23 protein-coding genes are annotated in these 17,834 nt (G+C 40.1%); 10 read left to right on the top strand and 13 right to left on the bottom strand.

What is annotated here, in order from left to right; all coding sequences use genetic code 11:
* Nucleotides 1–47: 47 nt before the first annotated feature.
* The 7 genes from EHQ58_RS07235 to EHQ58_RS07205 all read right to left on the bottom strand — a co-directional run bounded on the left by EHQ58_RS07235 (nucleotide 48) and on the right by EHQ58_RS07205 (nucleotide 5,007).
* Complete coding sequence (locus tag EHQ58_RS07235; RefSeq protein ID WP_135623326.1) at nucleotides 48–1,412, bottom strand: HAMP domain-containing sensor histidine kinase; 1,365 nt, start codon at nucleotides 1,410–1,412, stop codon at nucleotides 48–50.
* Complete coding sequence (locus EHQ58_RS07230; RefSeq protein WP_135623325.1) at nucleotides 1,405–2,082, bottom strand: response regulator; 678 nt, start codon at nucleotides 2,080–2,082, stop codon at nucleotides 1,405–1,407. Before EHQ58_RS07230 ends, EHQ58_RS07235 begins: the two co-directional genes overlap by 8 nt.
* Nucleotides 2,083–2,146: 64 nt before the next feature.
* The gene (locus EHQ58_RS07225; RefSeq protein WP_246047211.1) at nucleotides 2,147–2,548 is read right to left on the bottom strand and encodes a hypothetical protein; all 402 of its coding nucleotides are present in this window, start codon (nucleotides 2,546–2,548) and stop codon (nucleotides 2,147–2,149) included.
* Nucleotides 2,545–2,895: a hypothetical protein gene (locus tag EHQ58_RS07220; RefSeq protein WP_135623207.1), complete on the bottom strand. Its 351-nt coding sequence runs from the start codon at nucleotides 2,893–2,895 to the stop codon at nucleotides 2,545–2,547. Before EHQ58_RS07220 ends, EHQ58_RS07225 begins: the two co-directional genes overlap by 4 nt.
* Nucleotides 2,885–3,364 (bottom strand): RNA polymerase sigma factor, encoded by a 480-nt coding sequence (locus tag EHQ58_RS07215; protein ID WP_135623206.1) that lies wholly within the window; start codon nucleotides 3,362–3,364, stop codon nucleotides 2,885–2,887. The genes EHQ58_RS07220 and EHQ58_RS07215 overlap by 11 nt, the downstream gene beginning before the upstream one ends.
* An 86-nt stretch (nucleotides 3,365–3,450) precedes the next feature.
* Nucleotides 3,451–3,828 (bottom strand): DUF6249 domain-containing protein, encoded by a 378-nt coding sequence (locus EHQ58_RS07210; protein WP_135623205.1) that lies wholly within the window; start codon nucleotides 3,826–3,828, stop codon nucleotides 3,451–3,453.
* A complete protein-coding gene (locus EHQ58_RS07205) occupies nucleotides 3,829–5,007 on the bottom strand; it encodes a hypothetical protein (RefSeq protein ID WP_135623204.1) in 1,179 nt (392 codons plus the stop codon).
* A gap of 11 nt (nucleotides 5,008–5,018) precedes the next feature.
* Here EHQ58_RS07205 and EHQ58_RS07200 point away from each other — a divergent pair, with 11 nt between their 5' ends.
* Both EHQ58_RS07200 and aat read left to right on the top strand, forming a co-directional pair.
* The gene (locus tag EHQ58_RS07200; RefSeq protein ID WP_135623203.1) at nucleotides 5,019–5,750 is read left to right on the top strand and encodes a hypothetical protein; all 732 of its coding nucleotides are present in this window, start codon (nucleotides 5,019–5,021) and stop codon (nucleotides 5,748–5,750) included.
* Complete coding sequence (gene aat / locus EHQ58_RS07195; protein WP_135623202.1) at nucleotides 5,747–6,403, top strand: leucyl/phenylalanyl-tRNA--protein transferase; 657 nt, start codon at nucleotides 5,747–5,749, stop codon at nucleotides 6,401–6,403. The genes EHQ58_RS07200 and aat overlap by 4 nt, the downstream gene beginning before the upstream one ends.
* On the opposite strand, the gene EHQ58_RS07190 is transcribed toward aat, so the two are convergent.
* A complete protein-coding gene (locus tag EHQ58_RS07190; protein WP_135623201.1) occupies nucleotides 6,390–6,992 on the bottom strand; it encodes a hypothetical protein in 603 nt (200 codons plus the stop codon). The genes aat and EHQ58_RS07190 overlap by 14 nt on opposite strands.
* 6 nt (nucleotides 6,993–6,998) lie before the next feature.
* Nucleotides 6,999–7,328 carry an Mpo1-like protein gene (locus EHQ58_RS07185; protein ID WP_135623200.1) on the bottom strand — a complete coding sequence of 110 codons (330 nt, stop codon included), beginning with the start codon at nucleotides 7,326–7,328 and terminating at the stop codon, nucleotides 6,999–7,001.
* A gap of 209 nt (nucleotides 7,329–7,537) precedes the next feature.
* Between EHQ58_RS07185 and EHQ58_RS07180 the strand changes: the two genes are divergently transcribed.
* Nucleotides 7,538–7,822 carry an LIC10235 family protein gene (locus tag EHQ58_RS07180; protein ID WP_135623199.1) on the top strand — a complete coding sequence of 95 codons (285 nt, stop codon included), beginning with the start codon at nucleotides 7,538–7,540 and terminating at the stop codon, nucleotides 7,820–7,822.
* A 63-nt stretch (nucleotides 7,823–7,885) separates the two neighbouring features.
* On the opposite strand, the gene EHQ58_RS07175 is transcribed toward EHQ58_RS07180, so the two are convergent.
* Nucleotides 7,886–8,053, bottom strand: coding sequence for a DUF1289 domain-containing protein (locus tag EHQ58_RS07175; RefSeq protein ID WP_135623198.1), 168 nt, complete (start codon nucleotides 8,051–8,053; stop codon nucleotides 7,886–7,888).
* An 88-nt stretch (nucleotides 8,054–8,141) separates the two neighbouring features.
* Here EHQ58_RS07175 and EHQ58_RS07170 point away from each other — a divergent pair, with 88 nt between their 5' ends.
* The 7 genes from EHQ58_RS07170 to EHQ58_RS07140 are packed head-to-tail and all read left to right on the top strand — an operon-like array spanning nucleotide 8,142 to nucleotide 13,706.
* Nucleotides 8,142–8,654, top strand: coding sequence for a flagellar protein FlgN (locus tag EHQ58_RS07170; RefSeq protein WP_135623197.1), 513 nt, complete (start codon nucleotides 8,142–8,144; stop codon nucleotides 8,652–8,654).
* A 10-nt stretch (nucleotides 8,655–8,664) separates the two neighbouring features.
* The gene (gene flgK, locus EHQ58_RS07165) at nucleotides 8,665–10,578 is read left to right on the top strand and encodes a flagellar hook-associated protein FlgK (protein WP_135623196.1); all 1,914 of its coding nucleotides are present in this window, start codon (nucleotides 8,665–8,667) and stop codon (nucleotides 10,576–10,578) included.
* A gap of 5 nt (nucleotides 10,579–10,583) precedes the next feature.
* Complete coding sequence (locus EHQ58_RS07160) at nucleotides 10,584–11,849, top strand: flagellar hook-associated protein 3 (RefSeq protein WP_246047230.1); 1,266 nt, start codon at nucleotides 10,584–10,586, stop codon at nucleotides 11,847–11,849.
* Between the two features lie 15 nt (nucleotides 11,850–11,864).
* On the top strand, nucleotides 11,865–12,326 hold the full coding sequence (fliW, locus tag EHQ58_RS07155; protein ID WP_135623194.1) for a flagellar assembly protein FliW: 462 nt from the start codon (nucleotides 11,865–11,867) through the stop codon (nucleotides 12,324–12,326).
* A gap of 3 nt (nucleotides 12,327–12,329) precedes the next feature.
* Nucleotides 12,330–12,572 (top strand): carbon storage regulator CsrA, encoded by a 243-nt coding sequence (csrA, locus tag EHQ58_RS07150; protein ID WP_135623193.1) that lies wholly within the window; start codon nucleotides 12,330–12,332, stop codon nucleotides 12,570–12,572.
* Between the two features lie 16 nt (nucleotides 12,573–12,588).
* The gene (locus EHQ58_RS07145) at nucleotides 12,589–13,260 is read left to right on the top strand and encodes a lysophospholipid acyltransferase family protein (protein ID WP_135623192.1); all 672 of its coding nucleotides are present in this window, start codon (nucleotides 12,589–12,591) and stop codon (nucleotides 13,258–13,260) included.
* 41 nt (nucleotides 13,261–13,301) lie between these two features.
* A complete protein-coding gene (locus EHQ58_RS07140; RefSeq protein ID WP_135623191.1) occupies nucleotides 13,302–13,706 on the top strand; it encodes an OsmC family protein in 405 nt (134 codons plus the stop codon).
* Between the two features lie 49 nt (nucleotides 13,707–13,755).
* Here EHQ58_RS07140 and EHQ58_RS07135 read toward each other — a convergent pair whose 3' ends face one another.
* The 3 genes from EHQ58_RS07135 to EHQ58_RS07125 are packed head-to-tail and all read right to left on the bottom strand — an operon-like array spanning nucleotide 13,756 to nucleotide 17,721.
* A complete protein-coding gene (locus tag EHQ58_RS07135; protein WP_135623190.1) occupies nucleotides 13,756–14,604 on the bottom strand; it encodes a metallophosphoesterase in 849 nt (282 codons plus the stop codon).
* Between the two features lies 1 nt (nucleotide 14,605).
* Nucleotides 14,606–16,831, bottom strand: a complete 2,226-nt coding sequence (locus EHQ58_RS07130; protein ID WP_135623189.1) for an alpha-glucosidase — start codon at nucleotides 16,829–16,831, stop codon at nucleotides 14,606–14,608.
* A gap of 41 nt (nucleotides 16,832–16,872) precedes the next feature.
* Nucleotides 16,873–17,721 carry a sulfurtransferase gene (locus tag EHQ58_RS07125; RefSeq protein ID WP_135623188.1) on the bottom strand — a complete coding sequence of 283 codons (849 nt, stop codon included), beginning with the start codon at nucleotides 17,719–17,721 and terminating at the stop codon, nucleotides 16,873–16,875.
* Nucleotides 17,722–17,834 lie beyond the last annotated feature (113 nt).

Genomic DNA, 17,834 nt, shown 5'->3' with positions numbered 1-17,834 from the left:
ACATTACCAGTGTCATAAATTCAAAATAAATCGGCAACGATTAGTATCTATTTTTTTGGAAATTCGAAAGTGAAAATAGAACCTCTTTCACTATTTGGACTTACGCTGACTTCACCTGAATGCAATCGAGCAATGTGTTTCACGATGGATAGTCCAAGCCCAGTTCCTCCTTCCTTTCTAGAGCGATTCATATCCACTCGGAAAAATCGCTCAAAAATGCGCTCGGAATCCTCAGGCGATACTCCGATTCCTTGGTCAATGATTTGTAATATATATTTATCGATCTTTTCTTCTGCTCGAATTTTGATCTCCGAACCGTTCGGAGAATAGGCAGACGCATTGGAGATCAAATTGACGAGTACATGTTCAATCAAAACCATATCGGCTTCAAATTTTAATTTTGGATCAATTTCAATCTTTAAATTTTGCTCTTTACTCGAAAGAATGACTCCAACGGAATCGGTAACGTTTTTAACAAGTTCGAGAAGCAAGAAGCTTTTTGTTTGAATGATTGTTTGGTGATTTTCAAGTCGAGATATCGTCAACATATCTTCCACGATTCTAACTAATCTCTCCGTATTTCTTAGTATTGCATCTAGGAATTTTTTCTCATTGGAACCTGGTTCAAGTCGGAGTTTGTAATCCAGAGTTTCTGCATAACCTTTGATTGAAGTAATTGGAGTTTTTAATTCATGGGAAGCATTTTGAAAAAATTGTTCACGTATCAATTGGTTCTGTCTATCTTCTGTGATATCCAGTAGCACGCCTATGTGAAGGTGGATCATGTCGTTAGATTTGATAGGATAAATACGAGCATTATAAAAATGATTTCCTTCTTGAAATTCTGTCCTACCTTCAATTCCCTTTTTTAATTTGGATTCTATAAAACTTAGCAGTACTTTATTTTTGATTGAGGCTTTAATCTCACTAAATTGTGAATTCTCAGAAATAATGTTAGGTGGTATGTTTCGATTTAGAAATAAAAACTTTTTTTTTGTATCAATGGCAAAAACACCTTCTTTTAAATTCTGTAAAAGAGAGTTAAATTTTTCTTTTTCGACTGTCAGATCCAGGAATTGGTTCTTTAGTCGTTTTGCCATTTCATTGATGGAGACGGTTAGGTTCGCAAGTTCTAAAATTTCTGGAGAGGACAACTCGACTCCAAAATCACCGGCGTTTATTTCCTTCGTTTTCTTTTCGATCATCGAAAGCGGGTCGGTGACTTTGCGGGCGATCGTAAAGGAAACGTAAAATGTTCCAAAGATCGCGATGAGTACATAAACAAAAAGAAGTAGCGGGCGAAAACCAGGCGCGATTAAATCTAATGCAGCAATGACACCGATCGCAAGTATGATGAGGAATAAAAGTAAACCCCAGTTTAATAGAAGTAATGTGGAGAAAAAGCTACGCATCCCGGAATCGGTAACCGACTCCACGAATGGTTTCAAGTCTTTCCTTTTCGCTTAATAATTTATCTCTTAATCTTTTGATGTTTACATCCACAGTTCTGTCTGTGACAAAAACATCTTTTCCCCATATTCGATCGAGTAACTTATCACGTGAGAAAGCAACGCCAGGATTAGAAGTAAATAATTGTAAAATCTTATATTCTATGAGCGTAAGTTCTATTTCTTTTCCATCCACATACACTTTATGAGCTGTTGGATTGATTTGAATTTTACCTGTGGAGATGGGTGCAAGATTTTCATTGTAGGCTTGTTCTGCATTTCTTCGTGTAACAGTCCTTACTCTTGCGACCAATTCACGTATATTAAATGGTTTTTTTATATAATCATCTGCACCAAGTTCAAGACCCAACACTACGTCAGTTTCGCCTGTTTTCGCAGTAACCATCAAAATCGGAATGTGTGGGTATTTTTCTTTGATTCGTTTGCAGAGATCCATACCGCCAATGCCAGGTAACATAAGATCGAGTATGATGCCATCCGGAAGATTTTTCTCAAGACGCGGAAAAACTTCCATACCATTGTGGCAGACTTCTACTTGGAATCCCTCTTCCTCCAAATGAAATTGGATCAGCTCAGCGATATCTTCTTCATCATCTACTACAAGAATTTTCATGTTTCGCATCAAGTGTAGTGGATTCATGTTTCATTACGAATACAAATTGATTACAAATTTTCCCTTATGACGGTTCTGTCATATGTTCGATATCTTTAAGTGCCTGCCTTTGTCGGAGGAGTAAAAACCCCAGGAAGCCTAAAAATAATACCAAAGCCAAACCAAAAACCCAAAGCAAACTCTTCAGTCGTGCTTGTTCTTTTTCGATGGCTGAAACTTCCTCAAGATGAGAAATGAGAAAGTAAAAGTGATCGATCTTGGGATAAGATGCCTTCGCTTCTTGTCTCAGGGAAGTGATGAGTTCTTTGGTTTGTTCTTTTGAGAGTCCTTCCATAAAAGGGAGCGACTGGTCCAAATCCATATTGAGAAATTCTTTAGCAGATGGAAGTGCCACCGGTTCCGTGCTGTAAGCTGGAGCAAAAGAAAGGAAAAGTAAAATGACGAGAAGACGATTCAGACGAGTCAAACCTCAGTAAATCCAAGTTTCTCTTTCCACTCTTTTAGGAAAGGAATTCGTGCATTGATGATGAGAAATCCGAAAAGCAAACAGTAAAAACAGAAAAACAAACTAGAACTGATGATGATGGGCATCAAATTTGTAGTGAGATCAAAAAAATGATGAGCGAGAAATAAGGTGCCGAGAGGGATAAAAAACAAGGTCACAGAAAATAAAAATCCAGAGATCATATAATGGAAAGGTAAAAGTTGATTTAGAACTTTAAAAGTCACCATCGTTGGTCCAGGCTGATTTTTCATAAAAGGATCGGGACTTATAAAATAACTCTCTTTGTCTGAGGGGGCGTTACGTTTCATGATGCCACCATTTGCGAATCAATTCTTTGCCTCTAGAGATATGACTTTTGATCGTGTTCAGTTTGATGTCCATATCACTCGATATCTCTTTCAAACTCATATTTTCAAAATAATGTAAGATGATGGGTTTGCGATAAACTGCAGGTAATCTTGAGATCAGAGATCGTAACAGATTTCCATCTTCTTCTTTTACGAGTTGGTCAATAAATCCTTGGCTTACATCCGTTTTGGATTTTGTGCCATGCGTTTCTTCGAGTGTCTCATGTTCAGGTTTCTTTTTTTTGAAATGTTTTGAGATTTCGTTCCGAGCAATCTGATAGATCCAGGTAGAAATCTGCGCCTCTCCACGAAAGGTACTCAGCGATTCGTATGCCTTCAAAAAGACTTCCTGAGTAAAATCCTCTGCCTCATCCTTTGTCGGGAATGCCTTTCTCGCTTGAGAAAACACCATGCCTTGGTAACGCCTCATCAAGGTTTCAAAGCCTTGTACGTTTCCCGCTAGAACTTCTTGGATGCAGTTCCAGTCTTCTTCGTTACAAACCCTAGTCTGTAAGCTTACTTGCTTAGTTTGTAGTAGGTCAAAAGACCGAGTCCAATTGCGAATGGGATCAACCCTCCAAGTACTGCCAAGGAAACTCCCATGACGAGTATAAATACTAAGGATAAGGCAAATCCTGTGAATGTCAACAAAAGACCAAGGAAAAAGGAATAAGCTCTCAGGTCGAAGGACCAAGGTTTGTACTGCCCCGAGGCAATGAGGGCCATTTTTTGTCTGTGTAGCCAAAGGAATAGAAAGAACAGAAGTGTAGTCCCAAAAATGATCCCAATGTTTGGCACAAGATACAGGATGATCTTGTTCGCGGATTGGTCTTCCTGGTTAGCGAGAATTTGCTCGAGAAGTTGAATCAACCTCTCAAATTGTTCTGGTTTCATTTAGATCACCTCTGGTTCTATGAGTTGGGAAGCATATGATTCTAAAAGTTGTAAGCCCTCTGGCCTGTCACATTGGAAAATATGGATGCCGGCACTTTGGCTTTCATTTTCGGCTGTAGGAGATTTGATGCTTCGTAGTGATCCATAAAAAGTATAGTTTAAGCCATTGATCGTGATTTGGAAGGAAGTCGGGGTGCCAACGGGACGATTTTCAAGTAAGCTCGCATTTGGTAAATAAATTCCAATCCCACGCCCATCCTGGCTCAAGTCCCGAATCATACATTGTGATCCAACCACCTCCCAGTCTTTCGCATAGGAAAATTCCAAATGAAAAACATATTCTTCTGCTTGTTTCTCTAAGAAAGCTAACAAAGGAGAGATCCCTTGTTTACCGTCGATCTCGTTTTGTAAGGCGGCATTTCCTAGATCAGGAAGATTGCTGATAATTTCAAAATAACCGAGTAAAATTTTCTCATTTGAAAATACGGGAAAGATCAAAACAGATTTAATATTATTTACAAGAAGATTGTCGAGATACGAGCGAACGTACATTTCATTCAATTTTTTTGGAGAAAAAAAACCTCTTTCTGTGTAGAAATTACCACGATTCGAGTCACGTAAGTAATACGGAGAAGGAGTGCTACTCAATGCTTCCATAAGAGGAGTATCCGCTGCATAATAAAAGCCGATATTGACTCTCTTTATGAAATAACCGAAATTGGTGAGGATCTGTTCCAAGTGGACTTGCCATTGGTTGAGAGCCTGGTTGATGATAGAAGTCTTTCCATATACCGATATAATGGTACTAATATCGATTTTGGCTGCTACTTGAAATTGATTTGCATAGATATCTTCGATGGCCTTTCGTTTCGCAGAACGTTCGAGAGGTTCAATCAAAATTTCCATGACCTGAAATAAATCCTCTTGGTAAGGGTTTACTTGTTTGATGCGGATTTCGACACGGTTTTCCTTGAGAACACAACTAAGGCTAGCTGGCCTTGTTGTCAGTGTGGTCTCTGGGACAATTTCTAAGTAGACTGACTTAATGATATCATTGACCAGATTTGGATTCTTGATTTGAAATTTTTGTTTCGTTTTCGGATCGATGAGTGTGGTATTGTTCAGCTTTGCTACGATGCCAAAAACGGTTCTTTGGTCAGTCAGTCTGTATTTTTTCATGTCTAAAAAGTATGCTTCGTAAAATCATTTTCATGGTCATTGTTTTTCCATCCTTTTTCCCTATTTGGGGCGAAAAACCAAAATACCAATACTTCGGAAAAGCGTATGATTTAAAGACAGGTACATTCATTTATTCTGATAATCACCAAGAATTTTTCCGAGAGGGAAAACACTCCCACTCCGAGATCAGCTATAAGGATGCAAAGGGAGTTGAATTCGGCAAAAAACACATTGAATTTTTTCCGAACACCAACCTACCAACCTTTCGTACCGACGACTTTCGAGATGGCTATCTGGAGGGTGCTGAAGTCAAAGGAAAGTCGGTCAAAGTTTTTTTCCGAAGGAAGTTGGAAGATCCCATAAGTGAGAAAACCTTAGCACCTCGACAACCAGCTGTTATGGATGGAGGATTTGATTATTTTGTCAGAGAGAATTGGGAAAGATTAGCGAACGGTGAGCGAATGGCCTTTCGTTTTCTTGCACCTGTCCAATTGGATGACTACGCCTTTGCGGTGGAAAAGATAAAGGAAGATCTTTGGAAAGGGAGATCCGCCTTATTCTTAAGATTAGAGATTGATAATTTTGTTTTGAAACGAATTGTAAATCCCTTTCTACTAGTATATGATGTTAAGACAAAGCGAATCTTACAATTTGACGGCCTTTCCAACATCAATGATGAAAAGGGCAAGAGTTTAAAAGTGAGAATTGTCTACGATTATCCAAAGGAAATTCTGTTAGATTGACTCAGAGAGAATATGCACAGTTTTTTAAAGATCCTCATGTTTGGAAGGAAGACCTTGTAGCCGTTGGAGGCGACTTCAGTCCAGACCGTTTGTTGTACGCCTACTCCCATGGAATCTTTCCTTGGTCAGAGAATCCGATCCACTGGTATTCTCTCGACCCCAGGGCGATCTTTGATCTACAAAATGTTCATTTCTCAAGGACCATACTCCGTAAAATCCGAAGGAACCAGTTTCGCATCTCCTACAACGAAGCATTTAAAGCCGTGATGCAAGGATGTGCGTATCGCGAAAAAGACAGCACATGGATCACACCAGGTTTTTTCAAAGGATACCAAAATTTACACCGTCTTGGTTACGCACATAGCGTGGAAGCATGGAATGAAAAAAATGAACTAGTAGGAGGAGTCTATGGAGTCGCTCTTGGGAAATTTTTTGCAGGCGAATCGATGTTCGCCTATGAATCGGATGCGGGAAAAATCACTCTCTATCATTTATTTGAAAAACTGAAAGCATCAAATTTTTCTCTTTTCGATACACAACAGTTGAACCATGTCACTTGGTCCCTTGGTGCTTATGAAATCCCTAAATCTTCTTACCTCCAACGCTTAGAGACTGCCGTTGGCAATCTGGAACCTTGGATCATTCCACCGTGATCTGACCCAATTGGTTGAGTTCGATCGTCCAAGCAGCCTGAATCTTCCCGTACAACTGTGACAATTCCTCTTTATGGTTTTTAAAACTAGAGAATGGGGAAATCGTTTTATGCTCTGCCAGAATGGCTTTCGCCTTCTCAGTCGACAAGGCGGTCCGAAAGATTTCAAATTCTTGGATGCCAACGTCCGGATGATTCTCGCCTTTCACATAAAGTGGCTTTGTTAAACTGAGTCTTATCTCCTTGATTGGCAAGTTTGAAATGGCAGCCGCTAACTGCGCCGTGTACATCGCCTGGGTTCGGATTAAATTTTCTGCATATTCCTTTTGGGAATCGAAGGTGAGTGCCGTGGTGCCGCCATAAGAGGCTCGAAGCACCCATAGTTTCGAAGTATCCGCTGGTTCTAGCTTCCATTCCTTCAATAAATGGGGAAAAATAAGGGGTAATACTTTCGAGACCGCCGAATTCAGGTCAAGTGACGTGTCATTTTGTACCTTTAGAATTTCAGTTTCCGGAGGATTTTCTTTGCACTCAACGGAAGCGAATAACAGAGAGAGTAAGATCGATGTATAAAAGATTTTTAGAATCATTCTCTCTTACTTCGATTTAGGTATGCGTCCGACTAGCATCTGTCCGTACATCATCCAATCGGATACGAATGAGTAGAATGGATACTGAAATGTGGCAGGACGATTATGCTGGATTAGGAGATGTCCGATCCACGCAAAAAAATAACCAGACACGAGCGCTGCAAGTAAGCTAATCCACGATCCACTACTCATGAATCCCAGAAGGAAACCTAGTGCGAGAGAGGTTCCAATGAAATGCAAGGCTCGGTTCAGTGGATGGCTGTGCTCTGTTAGATAAAACGGATAGAACTCCATTAGGGATTTATACTGTTGTTTTGATGCGATTGGTTTGGTCATTGGATGTTCCTGATGGTACAGCATTAGCTTACTTGAAAAAAAGGATCTGCCAAGTAAAATTTATATGAATTATGTTCTGTTTTAAGCTAAGGATGGACATCATGTTGATAAAATAAAATTGAGTTGCACGTTAGAGGGTACTACCTAATCTGCATTAACATTTAAAAATCTAACAAGAAACATTCTAACTTGCGAGAACAGGGGTAAAAATGAAACCAAAGTCTATCAAATCCGATGAGTTAACGAAGATTTTTTCTAGCCTTAAAAAAGGTGAAGAATCTTCGATCGGAAGTTATTTGATTAAGGGAGTTCGACTTCAGATCAGCAAATTCAATCTTTCTGGTGCGGAGCGAGTTCAGTTACTTTACAAACGAAGAAGGGCCCAAGGTCTTTGCATCGTTTGTGGTGCAAAAGTGACGAAAAAAAATGTTGCGACTGGCAACTTGTATCGACTCTGTGAAACTCACAGAAAAAAAATTGATAAAAGCGAATAAACAGATCTTCTAATATAGCATTATCGGCTGGGAACTTTTCCGGCCGAGGATGTCTTCCTAAAATCACGTAATTAATTTTCTAGCCTCAATTTCCTTGTAGATTCTCTCTTTTTCTTCATCAGAATACCGACTCCAATTCCCAATTTCTTCTAAAGTACGTGCACAGCCGGCACATAGCCCTGAATCCGGATCCATCATACAAACTTTTATGCAGGGTGTTTTTCGTGACATAGGAGCGAAAATAGTAAATTTTTATAAATTTTCCTAAGCATGTTTTGAATTCCGTCGATCCTTCATTTGTGGGAATGGGAAAAACTTAATGTTGGATTGGGTAGAATCACTTAGAAGCCTATTTACTAATGAAATAGACTGTTACAAACGCCTCTTAGAATTGGAAGGCAAAAAAAGAGAGGCCATTCATGGTGCCGACGGGAAATCCCTAGAATCTTGTGTAAAAGAAAGCTACCACATTATGGTGGAAGCTTCCGAACTCGAAAGGATTCGCATGAGGACCATTGAAGACGTCTATGCAAAAGAGAAATTCGATAAGGAAGAGAATGCGGTCACCCTTACGAATTTTTTGAACCAGATGGATAGAGATTCTAATTACAAATTGAAGGGCTTTGCCCAAGAACTGAAGTCTGTCGTTCAAAATTTGAAAGAAGCAATCATGATCAATGAAAAACTTCTAAGAACGAGAAAGGACTTTTTACAAACCACGATTGATGCCTTGCGAGAGCATGCACGTGAAAAAGTTTATACTTCCAATCAGCAACCCATTCGGCGAGGGCAGGGCCAGAAGAGCGCGGTCATTTTGAACGCAACTGCCTAGGAGAAAGATTATGGGATCCACATTTCAAGGTATAGAAATAGGAAAAAGAGGGCTCTCTGCTCACCAGCAAGCCATTCAAACAACTGGTCATAATATATCTAATGCAGATAACAAACATTATGCTCGACAAAGAGTTGTAATGAACAGTATGGATCCGATCTATGAACCGGCTCTTAATCGAGCTGAAGTTGCAGGACAAATTGGACAGGGTGTGAAAGTCGCAGAAATCGAGAGAGTGCGAGATAATTTTATCGATGATCGCATCATCGAATCCTCCTCACTCAAAGATTATTGGGGAAAGAAAAATGATTATCTATATCAGGTAGAGACAGTTTTCAATGAGCCTTCCGGAACAACGTTGCGCACCCTCATGGACAACTTCTGGTCTGCGTGGGAAGACTTGTCAAATTATCCAGAAGAAACCGCACACAGAGCCGTCGTCCAAGAAAAAGCAGAAGGTCTTGGTAGTAGAATGGAAGATGTGTTTAAGAAGTTAACACAACTCCGTGACCAGGCAAATCGCGAGATTGAATCCAAAGTCAATCATCTGAATACAATTGCAGAAAATATAAAATCTTTAAATGAAAAAATAACAAAGTCACAAGCATTAGGTGACAATCCTAATGATTTGTTAGACAGAAGGGATGAGCTCTTACAAGAACTTGCTGGAATGGTCGATATTACTATCGGTAGAAGTGATGAAGATGAACTTATGGTTTTCATTGGCCAACAGATTCTCGTGCAAGGTCAAAAAGTTCATAAGATAGATCTTGTTGGAAATCCAGCCAATGATGGCCTACTTGATATGAAATGGCAAGAGACAGGAAATCCTGTTTTACTCCGTAAAGGAAGCATCCAAGCATTATATGAAGTTCGTGACAATATTCTCGTTGAGAAGATCAACCAAGTGGATGCACTTGCGATCAATGCCATGGACATTATCAACGAAATTCACAAGGATGGATTTGGACTCAATGGTAAAACGAATCTAACTTTTTTTGAAGAAAGAACTTTGGCGACAAACACCTTTGGTGAAATTGATACGGATGGCGATGGTATCAACGATAAGACTTCGGTCTTTCGAGTTACAGGTAGAACTTCGATTGATCCGGATCGTCCTATCGGAATCAGTGGAACACTTAGATTTTTAAAACCAACACCTCGCGGTGAAGAGGAAGTTCTTGTTCCTTATTCAAAAGATGATACTTTAAATGCTGTCATCAAAAGGATCAATCGCTCTGAAACCGGAGTGGTTGCCTATATGTCACATGACAACCAACTCGCATTAAAGGCGACTACGAGCAAAGTGGATAAAAAGGAAAACTTTATGATCCGCCATTTGGAAGACTCAGGCGAATTGCTCGTCGGTTTAACTGGTGTTTTGTCTGCTAGTGGTTCTGCCGGTTCCTTTGATTATAGAAAACTTGGAGAATTAAATAAATTCCAAGCAAACTCACAGGATGTCACTCTGACTCCGATGTATCATCCTTCTGCTTTTTTCAAAATGTCTGCAGAAGTAAAAAATAACCCGGCAAATATCGCGGCAGGGCGAGGTAAAGATGTCGGTGGAACAGGTGATTATAATACGCCACACGGTCATAAAGATGGAACAAACGCACTATTGATTGCTGCGGCACTTCGCGAAAAGCCTGTGATGTTTGACTACTCGAAGACTACAGACGATTTTTATAACTCACTGATTTCAAAAATTGGAACGGAGGCTCGCGAAGCAAGCCAAGAGTATACGACTCAATCTGAGCTAATGACTGAACTTGAAAACATGCGTCAATCCGTGATGGGTGTAAACTTAGATGAAGAAATGGCAAACATGGTTCAGTTCCAACAGTCTTATAATGCTGCTGCTAGAATGATCTCTACCATGAATGACATGTTAGATACAATAATAAATAGGTTAGGTGGTTAATTATGATTCGTATCACTAATATGATGCAGAACAATTCCTTGGTGCGAAATTTAAATCGTCACCAAATCGCCTTGGATGAAACACAAAATCAATTGGGTACAGGACTAAAAATCAGAAAGCCTTCTGATGACCCGAGTGCTGCGACCAACCAGATGTATTTTCGATCTAGATTGAATGAACTTGCTCAGTACGATGAAAATATTGCAGACGGATACCAGAGACTCCAACAAGTAGATGGTGTTTTGGACAAAATGGGTGAAATATTTCAAAGAGTTCGAGTGCTCACGGTTCAAGCGGGAAATGGTATTTATCAAGGTGATAAAGGATTTGAACTTGAGGTTGCTGTAGGTAAAGAAATTGACCAGCACCTTCGAGCTATTGTGGATCTGGCAAATGCACGTGATGCAACGGGACAACCATTGTTTGGTGGGTATGTAACAGAGAGACCTCCCTTTGAACCGATAGAATCCAAGATTAAAGGACTACAAGGTCTAGAATTAAAAAACCAATATGTTGGCGTAGAGTATCGTGGTGATATCGGAGAACAACTCCGGGAAATCGAAAAGGGTGAATACATCCCCGTAACTATTCCTGGTAACAAGGTTTTTTGGGGCACAAATGTAAGCGTAACGAGTAAGGTAGATAACTCTGCCTACCAAGCAACCTCAGACCAAATATTCAAAATAGATAATGTAGAGATTCATATTTCTGTTGGTGATACCATAGATGACGTGATTGATAAAATCAATAATTCACCTTTGGAAGTCAAAGCATCGAAACTTGCTCAAGACAATATCTCAATATCTTCGACGGCTCCTCATCAAATTTGGATGGAAGATGTCGGTGGCGGTACTGTACTAAAAGATATTGGACTCATCGAGCCTTCCGCGAGTGAGCCACCGAATAACTATTCAAAATCGGCAACGGTTACCGGACTCTCCGTTTTCGATGTGTTGATTCAGTTACGGAATGATTTGATCCAAAAAGACCAGGAGAGGATTGGCGGTCGAGATTTGGGAGATCTAGATCTTGCCTTAGAGAACATTTTGCGCCATAGATCGACGGTGGGTGCGAGAATGAATCGAATGGAAGAACATGAAGATCGTGTTTCATACGATAAAATGTATATGACGGAGCTTCTTGCGAAAAACGAAGGCATAGATTTCCCAGAGACAATTATGAATTTGAAATGGTTAGAAACAATTCATAGTTATGCTCTCAATGTTGGGTCCAAGATAATCAAGCCAACTCTAATGGATTTTCTACGATAATAGATAGGATTTAAAATGCCAGTTACTTTACATACAAAGCCATTTGGAACAATCGAAGTAGACGAAAGACAGATCCTTCATTTTTCACAAGGATTATTAGGATTCGAAAAGTATACCGAGTATGCTCTGATTGAGGAAAATGCAGAAAGTCCCTTCAAATGGCTTCAATCGACAAAAGAATCTGGGCTTGCCTTCATTTTGATCCAACCAGAATTGTTTTTAACGGATTATCGGCCTCTTGTTTCTGATGAAGAGTTAAAAGAAATTGGTTTAGAAAGTTGGAAAGACGGAATTATCTTTCTAATTGTGACGATACCTCATGACAATCCGCGGGGAATGACAGCCAACCTCCAAGGTCCTGTTATCATCAATGCAAAGTCCGGAAGCGGTAAACAACTGATTTCACGCGATGAAAACCACCATATCCGCAAGCGTATTGTTGAAAACATGGAAGAAACAACTTCCCAAAAGGTTTAATTCGTGTTAGTTCTCGCAAGAAGAAGCAATCAGTCGATAATCATAGGTGATGATATTGAAATCGTTATCGTTGATATTAAAGGCGACCAAGTTAAAATAGGTGTAAAGGCTCCAAAAAATGTTTCCGTTCATAGAGCGGAAGTATACAAAGAGATCCAAGAAGAAAATAAAAAGGCCGCAGGAACCAACATCAAACCAGAAGATTTAGGTAAGCTTGGTGATATCTTTAAGAAAAAAAATCCTTAACCATAGCGTTTAGAAGATGAAACGAAAATTTTTGATCTGGTTCTTACCTCTTATCGTTGTTACCTTACAGCGATTATTCGGTCTTACATTTCGAATTGTTGAACTAGGCAAAGAGCCATATTCAAATTTAGTAAATCAAAAACTACCTCTCATTTTGTCTATTTGGCATACCAATGTCCTCTACTCTCCTTACTTTCATCGAGGTAAAAATGTAGCTGTTTTGATCTCTGAATCTAAAGATGGAGACTACATAAACCAAGTAGTTTTACGATTCGGAAATCAGAGCATTCGAGGAAGTTCTTCGAAAGGCGGGTCCAAAGCATTAAAGGCCATGATTGCACATTTAAAAAAAGGATTATCCGTTGCTTTTACGCCGGATGGTCCACGCGGGCCAGCTCTCATTGTCCAACAAGGATTGATTGCTGCCGCTCAAGTGACTCAGGCACCCATAGTCCCATTTCATTATGAATGCACAAGGCAATGGATACTGGAAAAAGCATGGGATAAACATAGGATACCAAAACCCTTTACAACGGCCGTAATTTCTTATGGCGAACCCATCTATATTTCGCGGGCTCTAACTGAAAATGATTTTGAGAAAGAACGCCTTCGCGTTGAGGAGGCGATGCTTGCCAATCGTTCTCGTGCGATTGCAGAGGTTGAACGACTCACTTCAAAATATTCATAAAATTTGATTGTCGAAAACATTTTATCTGTCCCAAATTGGACATGGCAAATTTATTTCCTAATGACGTTATCATAACCACCGAAAAATCAAAATATAAGACTACCATTAGTGCCGGTAAACATACCTTTATCGCTGATGAACCTGAAGACTTAGGGGGAGGGGATTTAGGACCCATGCCGACTCAGCTTCTTGCCGCATCTCTTGGATCTTGCACTAGCATCACCTTGCGCATGTATGCTGACAGAAAAGAAATCGCATTGGAAAGCATAGAAGTGCATGTGAATATTGATAAACTCTCTGCAGATGAAAATAAGTTTACACGCAAACTCAAGCTATCAGGAAATCTGTCGGAGGCTGAGCGGGAAAGACTTTTGCAAGTAGCAAATGCCTGTCCTGTTCATAAGATTCTATCCGGAAAAATATCTATAGATACCGTTTTGGATTGAATGATTCTAACGGACTGCTATTACGTTAGGGCATTATCGAAAAGTTTTCCTAAAGTTCTTCCCAAAGCTGGATGGCTGTAACGGAATTTCCATTCCACTCGATTTTGGTATGAAAGTGTTTCCCGCGTTTAATACGAGGAACCTTGGCACCATTGATATAGAAAGTTCCGCCTGTGTACACCAAGGACTCTCTTTCCTTCTTTATCGCGGGTATGTAATGGTGCATATGCCCTGAAAGCACTGCTGGAACTTTTTTACCTTTTTCTTTTGCGTATTCGATAGCAGCCGTTAGATCCTCGTCTCCAAAATCACCACCATTCGCTAAAAAATCAGCACCATAGATGGATGTTCTTTCGGAACCGAGCCCCTTGGGACCGTTATGTGATAGAAAAAAAATATTTTCTTGTTTGGTGGAATCAATCAACTTTTTCAATTTATTGATTGAATCTTCCATATTTGACACAAGATAATTTTTATTTAAATTTCTCTCAAAACTAAAGCCATTTCCCATCGCGTGAGGCCTACAAACGATAAGAGCCAAGTCTTTCTCTTCGGAGAGAACGGCTGTGCTATATCCCATGATGGGAATCGGGCGAATTGATTGGGCGAATGCTTTCATTCTACCCGCATAACCGATACTACCTGCACGTTTCAGTAATCCTTGGTTTAAAACTTCTCCTAGAATTCCAGGTAAGCTTGTTCCATCCCAATTCCCGGGAATCAAAAAGGCTTTTTTGGTGAGACCAGAAAGATTAAACTTTGGTAATAGAGAGCCTGTAAATCGGATACGACCAAGATCTCCGGTAAAAAAAAGTGCATCGTAATCAGAGGCATTAAAGTACTCTGTATCTTTTCGATTCCAAAAACCGTGAATATCTCCAATGAGTGCAAACTTCATTTTATTTTCTAAGGTCCTTTAAAGAATTTCGGAGTAGGGATTCATACTTACCGCCTACTCGAATGAAGGCGACAGGCTTTCCTAACGGAGCTTCTTGATCAATCTCCGAATTTCCTTTGTAGATTTTTCCAGTCCAAATTTGTTCCCAGTCACCAGAAGGTAGATACACTTCTACTTCCTCAGCGCCCGATTTTGTAATAGGTGCAACGAGCAGGTCATCTCCTAAGAAGAATTGGTATTTCTGTTTGAGTAAACGAGTATCAGTTGGCTCAACTAGGTAATTATGCCGAACGACAGGAATGCCCGTTTTGCTCGCTTCTAATACGAGCTCTTTAAGGTAATCTTTTAAAGCAAAATGTAACTTTCCAATTTTGGCAAAGAGTTTGACTGTTTCTTCATCGGATTGGGAACTGATGCCTTGTTTGTTTGTATATTGGTATACCTGCCAATTTTTTAGAGGCCGATTTCCTTCATGGGTTCTAAAAACAGGAGTAAAAGCAGAAAGCTCGGCCCATCGAAGAAGTAGCTCTTTTGTTCGATGGTAGTTTTTTAAGGGATTGGATATGGTCGTATAACCACCAATATCGCTATGATTTAGCGCATAACCACTGATACCTGAGCTCGTTAGCCCGAGAATCGCTGAAGGCAGTCCATCATTCTTCCCAAAACTAACCATCTGGTCTCCCTCCCAAAAAAGAGTCGAATGCGCATTCGAGTAGGAATAACCAGCACGAGTGAAAAATATAATCTTTCCTTCTTTTCCTGCCTCTTTGATTGCCTCTCTGTTGATTCGAGCCCAATCGACTGGATACTGATTGTGGTAAACCTTCGCATCAATACCAGAGTGCATTTTTGCATCGTAAGGTAGCCATTCTCCAAAATCGGCCATCCAACCCGACAATCCTACATCGATTAAATTTTTCTTTATGATCTCCTTTGTCCATTTAACGGCTGCTGGATTGGTGAGATCGATTAAGTATGCAGGAAAACCAACAGTTTGGATGAGATAATCTTCCCCTTTTGCATTCTTGATTAAATATCCTTTAGCTCTAGCTTCTACTAGAAGCGAATTTGTGAAATCATCTCCGGGTTTTTTAGGATCTGTATCCGCTAGAAAGGAATTGATATAGCCTAATACTTGGATGTTCTTGGCATTCATATCTTTTACAAATTTTTTAAAATCAGGATATAAGGTTTCATCGGCATACCAGCGCCATTTTAATTGGTCACCAAAATTAGTAACACGACGACCACACCAGTCTTGGATCCAGAGTGCAGTGATGGGATTTCCGGCAGCTTTCGCTTGTTCAATGACAGAGTTAACCTTTTCGGTTCCTCCTTGAACACCTAACCATGTACCATATGACCAATCAGGTAGTGGGGCAAACCTTCCTGATTTTTTAGTATAGGCTTCCACTAGTTCTTTTGGATTTTTACCAAGCCAGATTGAAGCTTTCAAACCGCCTTGCAAATTTGTGTCCCAAAATTCGACGACGACCGAGTCGCTGGAAGATAGGTCAAATTTGGAATAACCACTATTATCAAAAAATACAGATCGATTTTTAGAAGTTATATAATGCGGGATAGGAGCATAGGTCGTATATTCATTGCCACCTGCACCAGCTAACAGATTGGCACCGGCAGTGATCGGCTGGTCTCCTCGACCAATCCCTTGCTCTTCTGTAAATAGAAACGGGGTTTTTCCTTTGAATTCTTGGTTGGAGAACTGTTCACCGAAACCAAAAAACTTCTCATCATGGGAACTTGCATATTTGAGCCAGATGCGATTTAAGGTTTTGTCACTGAGTTCAATTTTGAATTCGATTTCTTTTTCTGAAATGGGTTTGATATTAAATTTAAATTCGGTGCTGCACTTTTTACCCGAGAGTGTTCCTAAAATTTCGAATTGTCCATTGGCGACCCCTATCCTGGTGATCGTTTGGTGATTACAAGTTCTTTGCCTTTCGTCTTTGATGGCAAAAGAAGCCATCCGGTAACGAACAGAAGCATTGGCCTCCCCAGCCTGTACGAAACTTTCAGTCGTAGGAAGGGAAAGGAATAAATTTCCCGATTTCGCATCCGCTACTTGAATCAAAGTATCGGTAGTTTCCAGAATTAGAGAACCTAAGTTTAGTTTTGTGGGTTTTTCTACTGTGAATTTAAGTTGTCCGCTCGCACAGGAGAGGAAAAGGGAAAGAAGGGAGTACAAAAAAAAACGAATCAACATGACTGATTCGTTCTCCTTTCTAAAAATCCGTAAATCTTTTTTTAGACTTTCTTTCTATCAACTCCACCTACACGCGGAGGTGCCGCTGCAACAGCTTTCTGTCCAAAAATGGAAACTGCTTGTTTTGGAAGGCTGGATTTTCTCCATTCAAACCAAGAACCTTGGTACGTATTGACATCAATATATCCTGTTTCCCGCAACATCAAAGCAAGCAAACAAGACCTCGCGCCATTATAATCATAAATAACCGTGGGTCTTTCCGGCATAAAAGGAAACCCATTCAATCTTTTTTTGAAAACTGACCTGTCTATGAGATTCGCTTCGGCATCATAAAGATTCCTCCAGTCCCATAAGAAAGCACCTGGAAGTCTCCCACAAAGCGTACCTTCCTCTGGTGAAGTTAAACGCGGGAGGCGACCTTCATACTCTTCAATGGTTCTAGCATCAAAGATTTGTAATTTAGTAAGATTTTTTTCCATGAAAGCTTTATCGACCACGCTTTCAATTGGCTTCGATTTGTCCGCAGGCTCAAACTCCATTTTGAGTTTGCCTGGACGTTTCGTCCCATCCGTAGGCCATTTACGAGCAAGTACAAAGCTTTCTGCAAAGCCCATGGCACGCAAAAGATAGACCATCCGAGAAGAGAACATTCCCATGCCCTCATCAAATACGATGACTCGATTTTTTTTGGATTTTTGGATCTCACCAAGAACTGCTTGCATCGGCCCGCAAAGTTTTTTATGAGATTCGGGATCTGATCCAAAAGCTTTCTTGATGAATGGAAAGTAATAGGCACCTTCCAATGTTTCCTGCTCATATGCGGACTGTGATCGACAGTCGATTAAAAAGTCACCCGCATCTACTTCGTTTTTAAGAAAGCTCCAGTTCAAAAATATCTCCTCATCGGTACAATACTTTCACCCCCTCTCTTTTTTGGAAGCCTGAAAACCAAAAAAAGCAAAACCATTTCAAATAGAGACATAATGAGTTAAGAATTCAATCA

The sequence above is a fragment of the Leptospira ognonensis genome (assembly GCF_004770745.1).
In the GTDB taxonomy this organism is placed as follows: Bacteria; Spirochaetota; Leptospiria; order Leptospirales; family Leptospiraceae; genus Leptospira_A; species Leptospira_A ognonensis.
Note: the sequence above shows the minus strand (reverse complement) of the source record. Positions and strands in the feature narration are given on the sequence as shown.

Coding starts and splice junctions, on each gene's coding strand:
- EHQ58_RS07235 (WP_135623326.1), bottom strand. CDS start 1,412: ATGCGTAGCTTTTTCTCCACATTACTTCTATTAAACTGGGGTTTACTT.
- EHQ58_RS07230 (WP_135623325.1), bottom strand. CDS start 2,082: ATGAAAATTCTTGTAGTAGATGATGAAGAAGATATCGCTGAGCTGATC.
- EHQ58_RS07220 (WP_135623207.1), bottom strand. CDS start 2,895: ATGAAACGTAACGCCCCCTCAGACAAAGAGAGTTATTTTATAAGTCCC.
- EHQ58_RS07215 (WP_135623206.1), bottom strand. CDS start 3,364: ATGAGGCGTTACCAAGGCATGGTGTTTTCTCAAGCGAGAAAGGCATTC.
- EHQ58_RS07210 (WP_135623205.1), bottom strand. CDS start 3,828: ATGAAACCAGAACAATTTGAGAGGTTGATTCAACTTCTCGAGCAAATT.
- EHQ58_RS07205 (WP_135623204.1), bottom strand. CDS start 5,007: ATGAAAAAATACAGACTGACTGACCAAAGAACCGTTTTTGGCATCGTA.
- EHQ58_RS07200 (WP_135623203.1), top strand. CDS start 5,019: ATGCTTCGTAAAATCATTTTCATGGTCATTGTTTTTCCATCCTTTTTC.
- EHQ58_RS07190 (WP_135623201.1), bottom strand. CDS start 6,992: ATGATTCTAAAAATCTTTTATACATCGATCTTACTCTCTCTGTTATTC.
- EHQ58_RS07185 (WP_135623200.1), bottom strand. CDS start 7,328: ATGACCAAACCAATCGCATCAAAACAACAGTATAAATCCCTAATGGAG.
- EHQ58_RS07180 (WP_135623199.1), top strand. CDS start 7,538: ATGAAACCAAAGTCTATCAAATCCGATGAGTTAACGAAGATTTTTTCT.
- EHQ58_RS07175 (WP_135623198.1), bottom strand. CDS start 8,053: ATGTCACGAAAAACACCCTGCATAAAAGTTTGTATGATGGATCCGGAT.
- EHQ58_RS07170 (WP_135623197.1), top strand. CDS start 8,142: ATGTTGGATTGGGTAGAATCACTTAGAAGCCTATTTACTAATGAAATA.
- flgK (WP_135623196.1), top strand. CDS start 8,665: ATGGGATCCACATTTCAAGGTATAGAAATAGGAAAAAGAGGGCTCTCT.
- fliW (WP_135623194.1), top strand. CDS start 11,865: ATGCCAGTTACTTTACATACAAAGCCATTTGGAACAATCGAAGTAGAC.
- EHQ58_RS07145 (WP_135623192.1), top strand. CDS start 12,589: ATGAAACGAAAATTTTTGATCTGGTTCTTACCTCTTATCGTTGTTACC.
- EHQ58_RS07140 (WP_135623191.1), top strand. CDS start 13,302: ATGGCAAATTTATTTCCTAATGACGTTATCATAACCACCGAAAAATCA.
- EHQ58_RS07135 (WP_135623190.1), bottom strand. CDS start 14,604: ATGAAGTTTGCACTCATTGGAGATATTCACGGTTTTTGGAATCGAAAA.
- EHQ58_RS07130 (WP_135623189.1), bottom strand. CDS start 16,831: ATGTTGATTCGTTTTTTTTTGTACTCCCTTCTTTCCCTTTTCCTCTCC.